16 protein-coding genes are annotated in these 17,683 nt (G+C 36.7%); all 16 read right to left on the bottom strand.

The genetic code is table 11. The annotated features are described in order from the left end of the window. Window positions 1-27: 27 nt before the first annotated feature. Window positions 28-1,989, bottom strand: a complete 1,962-nt coding sequence (locus RMR19_RS01400) for a C40 family peptidase (protein ID WP_334308187.1) — start codon at window positions 1,987-1,989, stop codon at window positions 28-30. 68 nt (window positions 1,990-2,057) lie between these two features. Beyond that, entirely contained in the window at window positions 2,058-2,378 is a 321-nt protein-coding gene (locus tag RMR19_RS01395) for a hypothetical protein (RefSeq protein ID WP_310601761.1), read from the bottom strand. A 39-nt stretch (window positions 2,379-2,417) separates the two neighbouring features. Then, window positions 2,418-3,479, bottom strand: coding sequence for a S66 family peptidase (locus RMR19_RS01390; protein WP_310601760.1), 1,062 nt, complete (start codon window positions 3,477-3,479; stop codon window positions 2,418-2,420). Window positions 3,480-3,566: 87 nt separating this feature from the next. Next, window positions 3,567-5,447 (bottom strand): hypothetical protein, encoded by a 1,881-nt coding sequence (locus tag RMR19_RS01385; RefSeq protein WP_310601759.1) that lies wholly within the window; start codon window positions 5,445-5,447, stop codon window positions 3,567-3,569. Between the two features lie 20 nt (window positions 5,448-5,467). Beyond that, a complete protein-coding gene (locus RMR19_RS01380) occupies window positions 5,468-7,852 on the bottom strand; it encodes a VirB4-like conjugal transfer ATPase, CD1110 family (RefSeq protein WP_310601758.1) in 2,385 nt (794 codons plus the stop codon). A 104-nt stretch (window positions 7,853-7,956) separates the two neighbouring features. Then, a complete protein-coding gene (locus RMR19_RS01375) occupies window positions 7,957-8,487 on the bottom strand; it encodes a PrgI family protein (protein WP_310601757.1) in 531 nt (176 codons plus the stop codon). 14 nt (window positions 8,488-8,501) lie between these two features. Continuing rightward, on the bottom strand, window positions 8,502-8,900 hold the full coding sequence (locus RMR19_RS01370; RefSeq protein WP_310601756.1) for a DUF4313 domain-containing protein: 399 nt from the start codon (window positions 8,898-8,900) through the stop codon (window positions 8,502-8,504). A gap of 13 nt (window positions 8,901-8,913) precedes the next feature. Further along, window positions 8,914-9,756, bottom strand: a complete 843-nt coding sequence (locus tag RMR19_RS01365) for a hypothetical protein (protein WP_073285276.1) — start codon at window positions 9,754-9,756, stop codon at window positions 8,914-8,916. A 61-nt stretch (window positions 9,757-9,817) separates the two neighbouring features. Then, on the bottom strand, window positions 9,818-10,195 hold the full coding sequence (locus tag RMR19_RS01360) for an electron transporter RnfA (RefSeq protein WP_310601755.1): 378 nt from the start codon (window positions 10,193-10,195) through the stop codon (window positions 9,818-9,820). Window positions 10,196-10,358: 163 nt separating this feature from the next. Continuing rightward, on the bottom strand, window positions 10,359-12,515 hold the full coding sequence (locus tag RMR19_RS01355; protein WP_310601754.1) for a VirD4-like conjugal transfer protein, CD1115 family: 2,157 nt from the start codon (window positions 12,513-12,515) through the stop codon (window positions 10,359-10,361). A gap of 5 nt (window positions 12,516-12,520) precedes the next feature. After that, window positions 12,521-13,648: a PcfB family protein gene (locus RMR19_RS01350; protein WP_310601753.1), complete on the bottom strand. Its 1,128-nt coding sequence runs from the start codon at window positions 13,646-13,648 to the stop codon at window positions 12,521-12,523. Between the two features lie 44 nt (window positions 13,649-13,692). Then, on the bottom strand, window positions 13,693-14,073 hold the full coding sequence (locus tag RMR19_RS01345) for a hypothetical protein (protein WP_310601752.1): 381 nt from the start codon (window positions 14,071-14,073) through the stop codon (window positions 13,693-13,695). 5 nt (window positions 14,074-14,078) lie between these two features. Next, the gene (locus tag RMR19_RS01340) at window positions 14,079-15,272 is read right to left on the bottom strand and encodes a hypothetical protein (protein ID WP_310601751.1); all 1,194 of its coding nucleotides are present in this window, start codon (window positions 15,270-15,272) and stop codon (window positions 14,079-14,081) included. A 35-nt stretch (window positions 15,273-15,307) separates the two neighbouring features. After that, window positions 15,308-16,756 carry a relaxase/mobilization nuclease domain-containing protein gene (locus RMR19_RS01335; RefSeq protein ID WP_310601750.1) on the bottom strand — a complete coding sequence of 483 codons (1,449 nt, stop codon included), beginning with the start codon at window positions 16,754-16,756 and terminating at the stop codon, window positions 15,308-15,310. Then, window positions 16,743-17,084, bottom strand: a complete 342-nt coding sequence (locus tag RMR19_RS01330) for a MobC family plasmid mobilization relaxosome protein (RefSeq protein WP_331654596.1) — start codon at window positions 17,082-17,084, stop codon at window positions 16,743-16,745. The genes RMR19_RS01335 and RMR19_RS01330 overlap by 14 nt, the downstream gene beginning before the upstream one ends. Next, window positions 17,081-17,656 carry a multidrug transporter gene (locus RMR19_RS01325; RefSeq protein WP_310601748.1) on the bottom strand — a complete coding sequence of 192 codons (576 nt, stop codon included), beginning with the start codon at window positions 17,654-17,656 and terminating at the stop codon, window positions 17,081-17,083. The genes RMR19_RS01330 and RMR19_RS01325 overlap by 4 nt, the downstream gene beginning before the upstream one ends. Window positions 17,657-17,683: the final 27 nt, after the last annotated feature.

Raw genomic sequence — 17,683 nt, 5'->3', positions numbered from 1 at the left:
TAGCTCCGCCTCACTTTCTATTCCTATTTATTTGTTTGGTCTTGCATACATTACAACACTTCCATTATGGAAGTCTCCATATACAACACCCTCTGCTTCATTCTTTGCCTCGACCATCTTTCCATTACCTGTATATATCCCAACATGACTGATGTTCTTATATCTTCCGTTTGTGGTATAACTATAGAAAATAAGATCTCCAGGTTGTAAATCTGCTTCTGTTATACTCTTGCCTGCTTCATCAAGCCCCTGTGCTTCTGCTGCCGCTGTGGTCGCACCGCCAAAACTAATATCGACTCCAGCCGTTTTCCACGAGTAGTAAGCCAGCGAACTGCAATCATAATAAATTCCTGTATCTCTGTAAGCCTGACTATATGGATATCCTACTTTGCTTAAAGCAAAACTTACGGTTTCCTTCTGTGTTGGATCAGCGATACTACTAACGATTGCTTCAATTTCTGTATTAGTTAAAGAGGATACGCTATTTCCACTGCCACTTCCTCCACCAGATTCTCCACCACTATAACCTATCATCGCAAGGTTTTCTGGACTCATCATTTCATTGATTAGTTCTATCTGGTCTTCATCAAAGTTATATTCGGTAATCATATCTCTGTAATCTTTCAGCGTAACATTAACAGAAAGAATTGTTTCCGAATCTGTTGTTCCATCTCCATTCTCATGGGTTTCTGTTCGGGAACTGGTCGTGTAAGAACACATATCATTAACTATATCCTGAAGCCAATCTTTTGACATATCATTCATGATTGTAGCAGTATCACCAATGCCATGCTTTACCATATAGACACACATGATATCGTAATAATTGCTTGGACTAGCAGCTGTACCTTCATAGTCCACATAGACGATTTCTCCTCTATCATATCCATTATGCTCATTGGCTAGTGTGTTGGCCTCCCTGTTGAAATTAGCAACATATTCTGTTGTAACGCTCATTACCGTATCACCTTCTTCCAACGGTGGCAGGAATAGAGCAAACGGGGAATTATAAATCGTTGCAACTACTGTAACAACTGGAACTGTTATAACAGATATCAGCAAAATCAATATTAATAAGAATCCTCCCACAGCAAGAGCCATTTTCTTTAATGGAATGGCAGCCCGATTCATAACTAAGTCTTTTAAAAGCTTAAATAAACTGTCTTGCTGTTTATCCTGGGAATTCATCTTATCTATAAAGAATTTGATTTTACGGACTCGGCTATTACGCTTCATATCATCATGATCTATCTTTGCTCCTACAACTTCTCCGGCAGCAATCCCAATCAATGGACTAAGTGGTCCAACTGCCGCAGTTCCTGCTACCGTCACAGCAACATCCGTCGTAACTTTTGTAGCTACTTTCGCTGATTTCTTTGCTGTTTCTTTTGCCACCTTCTTAGCAGTGTCCTTTGCTGCTTTCTTTGCAACCTTCTGTGTTGTCTTTTTAATCTGCCTTCTCGAAAGCTTCCTACCAGACTCCACTTTTTTAATCTTTCGCTTCTTCTCTGCCAATGACTTCTGCCTAAAGAATTCTGCTCCTTTAGAAGCTGCTCCAGTCATGGGTCTTGTAACCCCATAAGCAATCATTGATGCATCTCTTATTTCCTCTGCACCTTCCATCTGATTTGCTGCTACATTTGCACCTACTGCACCCACTAACTTAATACTGGAATTCTTTGTCTTAATAGTCTTCTTGTCATCCTTGATATTTCTGTTATGCTGATGGATTCGTCCTCTACGTTTTTCCTGATTCTGATGAATCGTGCTTTTCCGATACGTAGTTTTTCCCCTTCTACGAACTGCCCCTTTTCCCATTGTCTGCGTTGTAGTAGTGGCTGACATAATCTTCGGACTTCTTTTTACAGAATAAACATTGTGACCTTTAATCCCAGTAGACTTCGCTTCATGTGAATGAATCTTTGTCTTCGCTTTTGTGTGGATTATCATTGGTTTGTCATCCACTTTTTTGATTTTCAATTGTCTCACCTTCTTTCCAATCGAGATAAAAAAAAGAGAGCAGACAAGTTTTGGCTTGAATGCTCTATGTATAATTATTATTCAGTTACATTTTCATCTTGGAAATCTTCCGAGAATTCCTTCTTTAATCTCTTCAGTAATTTGCTATGCCTGCTTTGATAATGCTTGTATATCTCATCTTCTGGAATCCAGATTTCAGCGGCTTCTATCCTTTCAAATACAGAAAACAAAATCTCATCTACTTTGCGTTTATCCGGTACTTTCTTATATTTCAGATAACAGTCCTTATATACCTCATATTCCCACTCTGCAATTTTTGTCTTTTGGGACTCTTTTAGTGCTGAGAATTTCTTATTAGTTTGAAGAAGTCTGCCGTCTATTATTTTGTGGTTTTTCATGGTAACCAACTCCTATGTTTAGATTTTACGTTGCCTATATTATTCCATGATGATGATTTTTTTCTTTATCATATCAACCTGTATTTCAGCACCAATTGGTAGTGTGCATCTTGGTGTTGCATGTCCGAAATTTACATTATACAAAATCGGTAGCTTTACATTTGAAATAACTTCTCTTAAAGCAACTTTATATTCCTCATAGAATGTTTCATCTTGCGGTTTACCGACTATAATACCACTAACGACTTCAAATACACCTTTTTCTTTTAGGGCTCGTAACTCTTTCGTAAATAGATCAGGCGATGGTTTCTCCTCACAAGTTTCTATAAATAAGATTTTGTCTTTCCATTCACTTTGTTCTGGAAATAGGTGATATTTTTCACTGATCTTCACTTCATCTTCATATCTACTCCCCGCCAAAATATCATAAAGGCTTTCCAAACATCCACCTAATAATCTTCCCGAAAAAACTTCTTTCCCTTGTAGCAGTTCATAACCTCTTGATTCATCATGCGCAACTCTTGATGTTCCAACGGCTGCCTTTGAAAAATCAGTTCTTTCCTCGTACCAGATTTTACTCGATGTAATCTCTTTTTGCTCATGTCCTTCTAAATAACTTTCAAATGCTTTTTTACTATAAGGTAGCATTTGATTATCTATTTCTCCCAAATCACAAATAAAATTAGGTCCATAATAAGTAGTAAGCCCCAACTGATAAAACATTAGGTGATTGATTGTCGTATCCGAAAAACCAGTAAATAGCTTTGGAGTCTTTTTTACTGATGATATGAAATCTATATCATCCATCAGATATGGAAGAATTCTATAAGTGTCATCTCCTCCTATTGCACATATAATTCCAGCTATAGAGTCATCTAAAAAAGCCTTTTTTAAATCTTCGGCTCTTGCTTTTGGGTTCGCTTTTAAAAATTCAATTCCTTTTAAAGAATTTGGCATAAAAATCGGTTCTAAGAAGTACTCTTTTAATCTATTTACAGCAATCTCTATATTATGACTGCAAAAATCTTCTCCCAACATTCCACTTGAAAGACTGACAATCGCTACTCTATCTCCTTTTCTTAACTTACGCGGTATAATCATTCTATACTCCTCCCTGATCTATCTCAAAAAATCATCTTCACTGCTTTAATTTTTCTATGTTCTATGCGTTACTCCAAAAATGACACTCTATAACTGAAGATATTTCTTAATCTTGTCTTCGTCAAAACCAAAGCAAATTAGTTCCGGTGATTTCATTTTCTCTGTAGATAATATGCTATCGTTGTGATATTTAACAATAAGTGGTTCTTTTATTGAAGTTATATTTTCCTTCATCCACTCATCATCAATCACCGTTTTATCCCAAAATGTATCTACAGGTATCATATTTTCATCTGCAATTTTTTTAATTAAATCTACTGTTGTATCATCTGCTTTCAACTGTTGACCCCAATACAAGATGTGATTTTCTTTAAACCACTTTCTAATTGAATCTAATTTACAGTCAGGTAAATATAAAATCGTTAGATAGTTGTTTGGTGCAAATTCATTCCATGTAGTCCAATAATATTTATCAATAATTTTACCTATCTCTCCACTGCCTTGTCCTCTATCTGCGAATCTATCATATATCTGTTTTAATTTTTCACACTGTTCAGCAATAATATCATCCGATAATTTTTTTTCATTACTTCGAATTTCTTCCATCAAATCCGATAATTTCTCATTGCATATATTAGAATAATTACTCCGAATCGAGCCCAGCATTTGTAATATTAATTGCATATTTGTATTCTGAGCCATTTTAAGAAGACTCTGCATATATCCAGCCACCTCATACATCTTAATCAAATAAGACGGCAATTGCTTGTCAAAATCATAGGAATTTAAAGCCTCTAATAAATCATTCCTAAAATCAATTATTTTTTTGATGTCCTCAACATTTTTGCTTTTATCTGCAATTGGAATTGAGTAATAAATTGGCATTGACCAATTCAGTTTTTCTTTAAGTTTAATGCTATACATATCCTTATCACCAGGAAGAAGAGCTGGTAATACTAAATCGTATGCACACCAACTGCTCGTAAATGCGCTCGTATCAAGACACGTAAAATATGAAACTCCTTGTACAAAACCAATATTTCTTTGTATCCACTGCATCAGCATTTGGGGAATAATATACTCTTGCTTAAATGGAGATTTTCCGCTTGAATTCACAAAAGCACATGCTAACGTTAACGGGTACATTATCAAGGATTGTTTTATAACCTGAATCCAGAATTCAAAATCATTATATTTTACAGATGTACCCCAATTTCTAATTTCATTTGGAGAATATATTGATAAAAATCTTAATTCATTTGATCTATCACCATCCTTCTTACCCAGATCGTCATAGCAAAACTCTGAATAGTAATATTTTTCTGGATATCCTGTTTCTTGCCATGCTAATGGTAACATTGTAGCCAAATAGAGACACGGAAATCCTGCCAAGCTAAATCTTTCATTGCTTACATTTCTCCTTTTCGAAAAAGGAATATGAAAGAGTTCATTTGCATTATCTGATATATCTACTGATGGTGAATCTACTGCACGAACTCTAAAAAATGAACGTCCTGGCGTCATGCGAAACTTAGTATAATGTGGCTTGTTATCTACAGTAATCTTTGTCCAATCGTCAATATATGAAACAAATAAATCATCTTTCATATTTGCCATAAGAATATCAAAAGACTGTTGTGCACTCCCAAGATCAGCTTTCTCATAATAAGAAAAAATGTCTAATACAAGATTGAAATTGGCTTCTATAACAGTCGAAATACTTTCTAAAACAGTATGTACTTTCTCATTCTTTTTATCTTTAAATTCTTCCCCGTGACAATCTTTAAATAATCTCAAAAAGTTGTTTTTTTCTTCTTCATATTTTTCAGAAATAATAAATTCTTCTTGATCATATCTTTTTGGCAAAGATATTTTAAGTAAAAAATCCTCAATACTAAGATTATCAATCATGGTAGTCTCCTCAATCATAAATTTAGAGCCAGATACTTCTCTGGCATCTGGCTCCATTATACTAAATTTACCTACTTCTATCCATTGATATTTTCTTTTTCTTCTCTTGCTTTCTGTTCCGCAATTTTCTCGTGGATATTTGTATTATAAAGTCTATATAATCCTGTATCCTTACTAATCTGATTATCAAATGGAATCACTGCACTGCCACACTTAATCAGTCCCATACCTGATGGACTGTTAGTTACAAATCGAAGCTGTGCTTCTGACACACCAATAACCTCTGCCATTTTAGAACTGTCTGTATTTGCCTGCTTTAATAATGCTACAAACTCAGAGTTTGCAAGCATTGTGGTTGCTGTGTAATTCTGTAATAGATCGACGACGTTTTGTGTGATGCCTGTACATAACCCACCCTGTTTTCTTACTTTCTTCCATAACTGCTGTAAATACTTTGCAGAATACTCGGAATTTAGTAAGACGTGGAATTCGTCAATATAGAGCCAAGTTGCTTTCCCTCTCTTTCCATTCTCCACGATTCTCTGCTGGATGCTTTCCATCATGACAAGCATGGTAATAGGCGAGAGCTCTGATCCTAAGTCTCTAATTCCATAGACTGTGAAGCGATTGTCAACATCCACATTCGATTGATGATTGAAGATATTAAGTGATCCATTAACGAACAGTTCCAGTGATAATGCGATGTCTTTTGCTTCCTCTTCTGGCTGCTGATTCAATAACTCATAGAAATCTGACATAACTGGAATATACTTTTCTCTGCATCTGGCGATGTCGATATACAGCTTTCTTACACATCTATCAATAATGGATTTCTGTCTGGAATTTAGGGAATCGCCGATACACTGTTCACAAAGTCCCAGCATAAATTCACCTTTTTCTCTTACCCATCCTTTGGAATCATTCTGATCCAAGTTCCATACATCCATTGCCATCGGATTCACATAATTATCGGTATATGTTGACATATTTACAACTGTTCCACCGTAGGTTTCAGCAATATCAAAATATTCGTTCATTGGATCTATCACTATGATTTCATCGTCTCCAGACAAGAATACATTTCCCATTTCCATCTTACAGAAGAAAGATTTTCCTGATCCAGGAACACCAAATACAAAACCATTACCATTAATTAATCTCTTACGATTTCCGATATTAATATTCTTTGATACCTGATTGATACCATAATAATTACCACCTGCATCATTCAATTCCTGCACATTAAAAGGCATCAATACAGCAAGACTTTGGGTAAGCATGGTTCTCATATTTTCTACCTGCCTTACGCCAATCGGCAATGCTGTATTTAATGCCTCTCTCTGTTTCAGATAATGCACATCAATAGTGCAGCTGTTACGCTTTCCAATAGTTTCTACGGTTTCACTGATACTCTCTAATTCCTTTTTTGAATCTGCCATCAAAATGATTGTCACCGCTACATAATACAGGCATTGGTCATTCTCACGCACATCATCCATGATGGTTTCAATTTCCTTCTTTTCCGTTCTCTTAGCATAGGAGATATCGGACGAGAAGTCATTGTTCTTGTTACGAACTCTCTGCTGTTTGATGATATCAGATTCAATGCCCAGATATTTCTTCTGCAATACCTTAGTGGTCAAATCCTTTGGAACTGGCACTACATCAATGCTGACAATGGAGTGAACTGGAAGTGATGTGATTTCATTTAGGAATCGATCAGATAAGCTACTTGGATACTTTTTTATGAACAATGCTTTGCAAAATTTACGCTCATCCTCAAAGCTATCTGGAAAGTACTTAATCATACCGTTACTTAAATCATTTTTGAAATCCCTTCCTATTTTCTTTGCTTCTTTGATGTCAAAGTCCCAGTTGTTCTCATTACCAAGGTGATAAAAATCATGAAGAATTTTTAATCTCTCATTCCCACTGAGTGCTACGATATCTGCTCCCAACTCATTGAATGCCTTGCGAAGCGTTGCTTCTAATGTAGCAAACTGCGCCTTAGCTTCCTCAAAATTCTTTCGTTCGATTGTGAGTGTTACATATCTCTCCTGCTCAATCCCTTGTCTGCCTTCTAGAATCTTTGCTTCTATGATATCGTTATATACTTTACGGAAGTTATCATAACCGTCATCCATATACTTCAATAACACATACTGCTTTAAATCTTCCATATTTTTATTCTTATTGTTGATTGTAATCTTAAAATTACAGTCCAAAGAATTCAAGAACTTACAGTATCGTTCAAAAATATCAATCTGCTCGTCCTCATTTGTGGTGGTGTAGTTAATATCCTGAAAGCGGTAGCATTTTGAATATCGATTCTTTGCCACCTCGAAAATCCCATTCTCTGCTACTGCCATAATTTCAATGGTTTCCTGAATTGATTTCGGAGACTTATAAAGCGGTTCACTTGCTTTTTTCAGTTCCTTAAATTCATCTGTAAATAATACCATTTCTTTACCTCTCTTTCGCTTAATAACACACCAGTCGGGAACTATCCCGGCTGATGCCCGAATTGTCCAGACCTAAGAGGTCAGTGCAATCTATTTCAAAGTTTCTAATGCATATACTTATATGCTGCAATGCCTGCAATCGTTGCTACAATTACTCCCATACAAGCAATTGCAATTTTCTTTGTTTTCTTTTTCATCTCTTCAAACTCCTCCCTACTTCCTTTATTTACTGATTTTACTTCCTCTTTTGACTTATTTATCTTTTTGGTAAAGCACTTTATTCCCTTTGCTTTCTCTGCAAAAGCAAACTCCGTTTCAAATTCCTTTATTGCTTGCTCTCCTTCTGTAGAAACATAGGTTAATGCCTTGTTCCCAAACATGAAATGGAATTTTCTTCCCATATACTCATAAAAGCCCATTCCATTGTAAGAATAAAATCCACCTAGAGCGATTGGTGCAACACAAGGAATTGCAACATAAGCTGCACCCGTTAAACCAATATAGCGGTACAAAAGAAGAACTAGACCACCACCCACAACTATACTTGCAATAGAAAACACCAGCTGTTTTGCTGATAATCCTAGTGCTACTGATTCCTGATAGCGATCAATATCTTTGTTGATTTCAATTACCACTGTTGAAATACCTCCTATCTACATTTTTCCTTTTCGGACAACTTTTCTTTAGCAATGTTTTTTTCATACGCTGCCATTCCATCGGGACAAAGTTCTCTTAGTTTTTCTGGATTAAACAGATATAATGGATATTCACAAAATCCACTTCTCTGTGTTAACCCTGTAAACTCTCCAAGTTCATTTTTTTCAATAAACCTCTCAAGTTCTGGCATATTGTTGAGATCAATATATCCACAATAATCCGGTGCTTTTCCACCCAGATTAACAGTGATATCTCCAAATGGTTCGGGGTATCCTTCTTCATTTATTACCAATCCAATATAGATACACCCATTGTTCTGATAGCTATTAATATCAAAGAATACCTCTTCTTTGCTTCCCCACTGGGTTTCATATTCTAATGTCTTTTCCATGTTCCATTCCTTCCTACAATCCAAATGCCTTACTAGTTAATGATTGTGCTCCTTTTACACTTCCTACCGTCAGTGCAATGGTAAATGTCATTTCACACAGATAGATTAGTGTCTGTGCCCAATCCGCGTAACTTCCTGTAAATGATGGAAGCCCAGCATTCACAAATGCATTACATACAATAATTGCAAGTGCCATAGTAACCGCCTCGAACGTGACAGATAAAAAGTATTTGCAATACGCCACTACCGTTTGGTTGACTGTTCTGTTTCCTCCCATAGTTGAAAATGCAATTGCTCCCATTGGCACAATGATCAATAATCTTAAAAATCTGAAATACACTGTGTATATCATAAAAAATCCACAAATAATGATAATAATGGATAACAATGCCGCAAGTATTAGCATAATAAGGCTTTCTCCAAATCCTAAATTCTTAATTATGTCTGCCTGTGTGCTATCAATGGTCATTGTCGTATTTGTGCCCGCTGATAATATATTTACCAGGTTTCCAATGGATGTGAAAAATGCCTTCATGATTGTCACATTATTCGCCACAAACCATTCAGCTAGTGCCACTCGGATGAGCATCCGAAGTATCACTTCAAATCGCATCTCTTCCCTGATGTCCACACTTTCGGAGCAAAACCCAATGACAAAGAACAATACCACCAGGGATGAGCCAACCGCTACAAAGATTGGTTCAATTCCTTCAATCACTGCCCAGGGACCGCCACCTTTGAAATTTACGGGTGATTGTCCGAGCATTGCAAATACTAAAGATATCTGGTTGTTCCAGAATCCGAATACCATTTCCAGCAGGGAAAGAATCTTGTCTCCAAGTTTAAAAATATCCATACTTGTTTCTCACCTCTTCCTTCTGTTTTAGGGGTGTTTCCACCCCCGGTGCTGCTTTTTCTTAGAATCCTAAGAAAGTTAATACGGTTGAAATACCTGTCATCATGACTCCTGCTACAATACCCTTTAATGCAGAGTTCATAGTTGAAGAATCCTGCTGCTGATAAGCCTGTGCAAATTCCATAACATTCTTTGCAAGAATGATTACACCCACGGCACCGATAACCGCAATTACCAGAGTCTTTAGGTTATCAAGTGGCTGCGTAACCGCAGACGTTCCTGATGCTGCAAAACACTGTGTACTCATAAGGCTGACTGCCATAATTGCACCAGACATTGCTGGCACTACTTTTCTTTTCACGTTTTTAAATAATCCTTTCATTCCTTTTTCCTCCATCTGCTTGTTATTCATGTTCTGATTTACTATTCTTTCTTTCATTTGAATCTCCTTTACAACGAAAAAATGGGCAGTTATTATTGGCTTGCAATAATAACCACCCATTCCACTTAGGTTATCTATATGATCGGAGTTTCCTCCGTTATATTATCACTTCAGGTTTACCTGATATGTGTTACTTTTATCTTATCCGATTATTTTTCTGTTATGCCATGAACGATTCTCTGACTTTAATCATGTGCTCAACACTTGTTTCTGGATAGAAATATTCTAATATCTTACTCTGAGGGACTTTTGCAGCCATTGCCTTACGAGCTTCCTCTTTCTGCTCCTTGGTATAAGGCCAATGGATTATACGATTCATGATTGTGTCTTCTTTCAAGTTTGGTCGATTTACTTGACGCATTTCATTTATTTTTTGATTCATATCCTCTGCATATTCAAGCTCTGCTTCCAGTTCCTGATTCAATTTTTCCTTCTGTTCCTTCTCGTCAAGTTTCGTAAATCGTTTGCTCATCTCCACATCACCAAGAAGCATAAATTCATCATAAGTCAACTTATCAATATATACGTTATCTCCATTCGCTTTTCGTTTTTCAAAATGCTCCAGTGCTTTCGCTGACAAGATTTCATAAGGTCTTCCAACTAATTCTCTCTTACCTCTGACATTATGAATATAAGCTTTCCCCTTTCCATCTGCCGTCTGCTGAAACATTGGATGACCAAATGGAACAAACTTACCATCAATAATCGGATCAAAACCACGAATAAATACGATGCACTTTTTGTTGTCTAATTTTCGTACTTCATCTGGTGTAAATAACTCTCTACCTAAGATATCATAATTTCTACTGCTACTCCCCTGTCTTCCTCTAGTTTCTCCGCTGGATTTTTTGTCAATCGTACCCTTCCCAAGGAGCTCTGAAACGTACTTATGGGTACTTTGTTCGTTGCCACCTAAATAGATAAAGGTGTCACAATTGCCCGGGATTGTTTCCCAGGTATCCTTGAACAAAGCCTTCAGCTGTGCAAAGTTCTGGATAATAATAATGCTGCTGATAGACCGAGATCTCATGGTACTAAGCAAGCTACAATAGTCATCCGGCAATGCTACATTAGCAAATTCATCCAACATAAAAGTTACATGAATTGGAAGTGCTCCTCCACAATTAAAATCCGCCTGATAATATAGTTCCTGAAATATCTGCGTATATAGAAGTCCTATGATAAAATTATAGGATTTATCAGAATCTGGTATCACACAGAAAAGCGCTGTTTTTGTTTCACCATCTCCATTTACTCCAATTCCTATATCAGCCAGATTCAACTCGTCTTTTGATAATAATCGTAGCACTTGCTGATTCTCTAAGTATGCCAATCTTGAATTGGCACTGATTATAATGGAACGAACCGTGTCCCCTGCACCTCGCATACATTTGTTGTACTGCTTTACGGCTGGATGATTAGCTCCTAAAGGTGATAACCCCTCTAGTTTTTTCATACGCTTATCAAGCATGGACATCTTACCCTGTTCTGCAACCTCTGCCTCGCCAATCAGTTTTAATACTGTCTCAAAATTTCTTCTTGAAGCTGGTTCTACCAGCCACACATAATAAAAGATAGACTGTAGAAATAATCCTTCTGCTTTCTCCCAAAACGGATCTGATGGTATTGACCCTTTTGGTGTTGTATTGGAAATTAGATTTGTTATCAGTTTTACTACATCCGTTTCTTCTCGAATATAAGAAAATGGATTATAACAATCTGACTTATCCATCTCCAGTAGATTAATCACCTTTACATTGTATCCGTTGTCCTTTAGCATCTGACCACAGCTTCTTAAAATTTCTCCCTTTGGGTCAGTGCAAATAAAAGAACAATTATGTGGCATTTGCATAAGATTCGGCTTTACTTCATAAAATGTCTTACCTGCACCAGAACCACCACAAATCAGAATATTTCCATTCAATTTCAATCTGCGAAAATCTAAAGACATTTTTACATTTTGACTTAAGACTCGATTAAAGTTCTCATCTTTATCGGCTAATATCTTGTTTGCTCTTTTCGGATTTTCAAATCTTGCAGTACCAAATTCCTTTCCGGGCATTAGATTTCTCTGACTGGTGTAATACATTAAGATAGCCATCCCATAGATACCTATGGCAATGGCTACTGCTTTCACTGTATTCTCATTCATATAATTTGCTAAGGGAGCGGAACAAACTTCATTCAAACGATTGATAAAATCATTTAGTTCCACGCCCTTTTCCCATGCTCCACCAATCAAATAACCAAAATAACCCGCAAGGATTGCACCAACAAGAATAAAAACAACCGATGGTTTTTTCTTACTTGTCTGCATGGTATCTACCTCTTTCTCGTACCGGTGGTCTTAGTTGTAGTCTGCGTTTTTGCAACTTCTTTGGTCTGATTTCTTTCATAATGTTCTCGAACAGCTGATTCCACTTTATCATAATGACCAGCATATAATTCTTCGCCCTTCATGGTTGATACAATTCGATTCTCTTCATCATAAATCTTGTAATCCTTTTCCTTATCAATAAAGGTAAGCATAGTCTTACCTCCATGAATATCCATTGCTTTCGATTTATCAAACCATATATACTTTGCATCCTTACCCCAGGTTCCTGGCACTCTCGTTTTCACTGCATGGTCGTTTTCTGCTGTAATCAGAGTTTTACTAATTGTAACATCAGAAAGATTTAGATTCTTAGAAGCAGATACTGCCCTCATTCGTTCTGCCAAATCCTGATATCCCCTAACACGATTTAAGAATGCATCTTTGTCCATCATGACCTTATGATATCCATTCGCATCTCTTTTATCGAGTAATCCAATGGTTTCAAGCTGCTTAATCACACTATTCGCCTGTTCATTTCCAATACTGAAATTTTCTTTCACCGCATCTACACTGATACTTTGCTTTTCCATTGCAAAAAGACCTACTTTTTCAATCAATCCCTCCATAACAACACCTGCTCTTGCACCATCAGAAGACATACTCTTATCGGTTTCCTTCTTTTGGTGCTTGAGAAAGTCCAATAGCTTTCCTAATGATTTCTCATCTCCATTCTTTAGATAATCATCAAAAGATGCAATATTTCCAAAGCCTAATTTCTGAATCATCATATTTGCTCTTGGTACTGCTTCTGTATGAAAGATAACCTCCGATAAACCATCTGCCTTTTTAACATCTGGAAGTACAGAATAGAGAATACCGTATTTCTTTGCCAGCTTCTCAACTTTCTTCATATCAGACGTTTTAAACTGCAAGACTTGTAAATCGCCACCTTTCATAAGCAGCTTTTTCATAGATGTTTTTCCAAGAGATTTTTCATAATCAAGCATTCCCTTTAAAAAGTCTATGGCTTTTTGCATGGCTCCTAAGCCACCATTTCCAACCTTCATTGCTATTTCAATCCCATCATATGCGACGCGTATAATTTGGACTGCTTCTTGTATTTCTTCTGCCATATTCGTTACTGGAATTTTCAAAACAACTCCAGCTTACCTCCTCCTTATAAAATCTTCACTTTCTGTTTTATCTGCTCTGTATCCGACTTCCTGATTTCCTCTGCCGACACATGAATACCATATGCGCCCAATACATCAGCCAATCGATTCACCGCTTTTTCTTCTTCCAGACGATACATCTCTATTGCCACTAAGAGATTCTCAATTTGATCAACCCATTTTGGCTTTATATCCAAAGCAGCTTCATATTTCAGAATCAAGGCATTGCTGTCTTTCCCCTCTGCTGCAAATTCCTCAATCATCTTCAAAGTCAATTCAACATCACCTGTCTTGAATGCAAATTGGACAATCAGTTGTATCTCTTCATCTGTTAAACCACCATGGCTGTTATGAATTGCTTCGATTGTTTCTTCTATCGTTATCATGCTTCCTACTCCTTCTCATACATTGCATTTTCAAGAACTGCAATCTCAATAATTTCTTTCATCTTCTCTGCAGAGACATTGTTATTGATCAGTTCCACCAGCTGACTCTCTGTTAACCCACGCTCAATTGCACTCTTTAATTGCATTAGCTGATCAGGCACTAAATCACCACTTGCCACTAACTTTACAATATCCTGTCTGGATTTTTTCTTTATTCCCAATTTTGAAAATAAATTTGTTATACCACTAGTCTTTTTCTCCGTGCGTTCAATTGGCAGTGTCTGAACCACTCTTCCATACGAATCCACCATCGATACCGTGTAGTAAATCGGAACCCCATATCCAGAAATGTTTTGCGGAATGATTGTTGACTGTTTCAACTCTATGCTAGGCTCTGGCACCAGAACCCTTTCTGGCTGTACTGTACTTGCCGTTTTTGATACTGCCTTACTATCAGAATCTCTTTGATCCATAATCCGGATCTGCTCTTCTAATGCCTCTGTCTTATCCTGCATCTTTTTCATCTCCTTTTCTTTTTGCTCAAGTTCAGTGCGATATCTTGCGATTGCAGAATTTGCCTGCATAATCTGATTCTGCTGTTCATTCATTACCGTTGCTTGATGAGCATTCTGTTTTACCAGATCATCTCTGACATCTTCATCTTTTTTTGTTGATTCAAAAATCTTAAGATGTTCTGCCAATGCATCATATCTTTTCTCCTGAAATTCAATATGAGTAATCATGGCTGATATTTGGTCAACTAGTTTCTTAACATAATCAGGTGCATCCTCTGCCACCATCCTTGTTTCTTTCATTTGCTCAAGTACCATTTCATATGCTTTCTTCATTGCAGCTGGAAACTCATTTTGTCCAACTACTGCCTTGATACTATCGAGTGGGACACCTTTCTCATAAAATTCCAAGGCAATGCTCATCTGATTTCTTGATAGATGTTCAGAAGTAATAACTTTAATTGCTTCCTCGGAATACCCATTACGGAGACACTTAGAATAGATTTTCATCTGTCCAATACTCCATTTTTTCTTATAGTATTGTTTCACCTGTTCTTCACTTAATCCATACTCCAAGTCTTCCTGCACCAGTGCTAAGACTTCATTAGGATAGCGCTCAAGGTTTTTCAGTCCCTGTATAAACTCGGTAATATGAATATTTATTGCTGTCTTTTCTGATTGTTCCATACGTTCCTCCTATTTCTTTCCATAAAAATAACAGCCTAACGGACTGGCTGTTTCACTATTTCTTTTATTTTTTCTTTTTCGATTATATCTTCTAATACCTTTGTATCCTCATCCTTTACTGTATCCTTCCAAATTGACTTTCCAATATTCAGTTCCTTAACAACAGCCTTTTCTTTCTGACTTATTTCCGAACATAACTTTCTATAATAATTCTTCAATTCCACTGTTTCCTCATAAGTATATCCCAGACTTTTAAGTTGTTGTTCTAGACCTATCCACCTTTTATGCTCCTCTTCAAAGAAGTTATCCCCATTCTGGTATGTGTTTTCACACTCCTTTAAAGCTGTCATATCCTCAGCAATTTGAAACAACTTTTCAAACTTTTTCTGAGTACAATAAATCTTGCTTTTTTCACTAGAAACTTCTATTCTTTTATCCGTCAGATTCATAATAGTTGCTGCAAGTTCTACACTGGATTTCACATCATGCCTTGCCAAAAACAAGTATTGTTGCTGTAATTTGTGCATTTTACGAATATCATCTTTGTATTGATATACCTGACTATACGGTTTCTTCTTAAGCATACCAATCCGATACAACTTAGCATAATATCTTTTCTGCATTCCTGACATCTTCGCTCTTCGGTATCGCTTCACACGGCATCTTACGATCTGCGGTTTCACTTCTATTTGCTGATTCTTTAAATAAGATGACATATCTTCTTCTAAAATTCTTTGTCTAATACGTTCTTCTGAATAATCATCACCTATCGACTTACACCTTTTAAATCGACTCATTCCAGGTGGACGAACCGCAAGATATTTTCCCTGTTTTAACTCATACCCTTTATCTTTAAGCATAACTAAGAAATCATCAAATGTGTTATTCTGCAAAATACAGGCATCTAAATCACGCTTTATAATATCTGACCATACAAATGGTCCGTCACGATTGACGCTCCAATTCTGATAGCCACGATCTGGATCACTTTTCTCATCACCTATCTCAAGAATAGATAGTCCATACTCTTCACATAACATATTGGTAATTGGTTGTATTTCTTTTTCCCAATCTCCTTTTTTATAGTGATACTTCCTACCGTCAATGCAACTTACGCTGTTAAATACAATATGCGAATGGATATGATCCGTATTATCATGAACAGAAAATACAACTTCATACTGATTTCTAAGGTACTGTTCTATGAACTTTTCTGTAATCTCATAGGCTGTATCTGGTGTGATTTCTCCTTCCTTAAACGAAAGTACAATATGATAGCCCTGTCTTTGATCTATCTTTCCAAATTTTCGTTTGGTTTCCTTCATCTGCTCAAATGCCATATCTGGCTGACAGTTAACTCCACCAATCAATCTACCCTCCTGCGTTTTATCAGGATTCAAAATATAATTAATACTTCGTCTTAAATGCCTTCCATGAAATCCACTACCAGAATCCTTCATATGCATTATCTTACTGATTGCCAATCATAATCACCGCCTCATTCACTGCCACATTCAATTTTTTCATATATGCTATTAGGCGTTCTTTATCTGCTTTCGTATACAATGCTGAATTATTATTACGAACAATTTGATTTATATTGTTTCCAATGTGATTGACCTCATTGATTAAATCTTTCAGCAATCTTCTAATTTCAGGATAATCATTCGGCTTCTGGCTGATAAGTAATCTCAGATACTCTGCTTCCTTCATATTTGCTGCGATTGCTTTATTGGAAAGCAACTCCGCTTCCATTGGCATCAATCGCAGCGTTTTTCTTACACAATGAATACGATCTGCCAATCCTATCACCTTCCTCTTTTATCTGTACTGTAACGGTGGACTTCCTCAGATACTGCTACAACACTTTTCTCCACATCCTTGCCGTGCTTCAGATTACTTATAAATTCATTCGCTAATTTTACTGCCAGCGTTTCAATTTCCTTAGCATAGATTGTTCTATCAAACATACGGTCAAGGCGAATTTCATCTCTTTTTAAGGATTCATAACGGTTCTGTTCATTGGCAAAATCTATAAAATCTTTGGGATTATGTCTTTTTTCATCTGCTTCACGAATCAATTCGTAATTCCACTCACATACTGTATCAATCACTTCATCAATTGTGTACTCCACTACTTCTCCATCTTCTTCTGATAGGTCTTTTCGTATCATATGCTCTTCCCGACTTCCAATTGCATAATCATGACCTTCCATATAGTTAAGAAGTATCTGTCCATCTTCCTTTGAAAGATTCATCAGGATGTCGTTTTCATCCAACCAACTCAATAATTCATCTGGTTCTGTAAAAAGCTTCACTTCTTTTCCCATTGCTTTTGGTGTACCTCCCTTATCTGTGTTTTGTACATTTTCACCCTGGCTCACGTGCCCGGATACAGACCCGAGCACGGC

The organism is Anaerosporobacter sp. (genome assembly GCF_031551385.1).
Taxonomy (GTDB): Bacteria; Bacillota; Clostridia; order Lachnospirales; family Lachnospiraceae; genus Anaerosporobacter.
Note: the sequence above shows the minus strand (reverse complement) of the source record. Positions and strands in the feature narration are given on the sequence as shown.

Coding starts and splice junctions, on each gene's coding strand:
- RMR19_RS01395 (WP_310601761.1), bottom strand. CDS start 2,378: ATGAAAAACCACAAAATAATAGACGGCAGACTTCTTCAAACTAATAAG.
- RMR19_RS01390 (WP_310601760.1), bottom strand. CDS start 3,479: ATGATTATACCGCGTAAGTTAAGAAAAGGAGATAGAGTAGCGATTGTC.
- RMR19_RS01385 (WP_310601759.1), bottom strand. CDS start 5,447: ATGGAGCCAGATGCCAGAGAAGTATCTGGCTCTAAATTTATGATTGAG.
- RMR19_RS01380 (WP_310601758.1), bottom strand. CDS start 7,852: ATGGTATTATTTACAGATGAATTTAAGGAACTGAAAAAAGCAAGTGAA.
- RMR19_RS01370 (WP_310601756.1), bottom strand. CDS start 8,900: ATGGAAAAGACATTAGAATATGAAACCCAGTGGGGAAGCAAAGAAGAG.
- RMR19_RS01365 (WP_073285276.1), bottom strand. CDS start 9,756: ATGGATATTTTTAAACTTGGAGACAAGATTCTTTCCCTGCTGGAAATG.
- RMR19_RS01360 (WP_310601755.1), bottom strand. CDS start 10,195: ATGAAAGAAAGAATAGTAAATCAGAACATGAATAACAAGCAGATGGAG.
- RMR19_RS01355 (WP_310601754.1), bottom strand. CDS start 12,515: ATGCAGACAAGTAAGAAAAAACCATCGGTTGTTTTTATTCTTGTTGGT.
- RMR19_RS01350 (WP_310601753.1), bottom strand. CDS start 13,648: ATGGCAGAAGAAATACAAGAAGCAGTCCAAATTATACGCGTCGCATAT.
- RMR19_RS01345 (WP_310601752.1), bottom strand. CDS start 14,073: ATGATAACGATAGAAGAAACAATCGAAGCAATTCATAACAGCCATGGT.
- RMR19_RS01340 (WP_310601751.1), bottom strand. CDS start 15,272: ATGGAACAATCAGAAAAGACAGCAATAAATATTCATATTACCGAGTTT.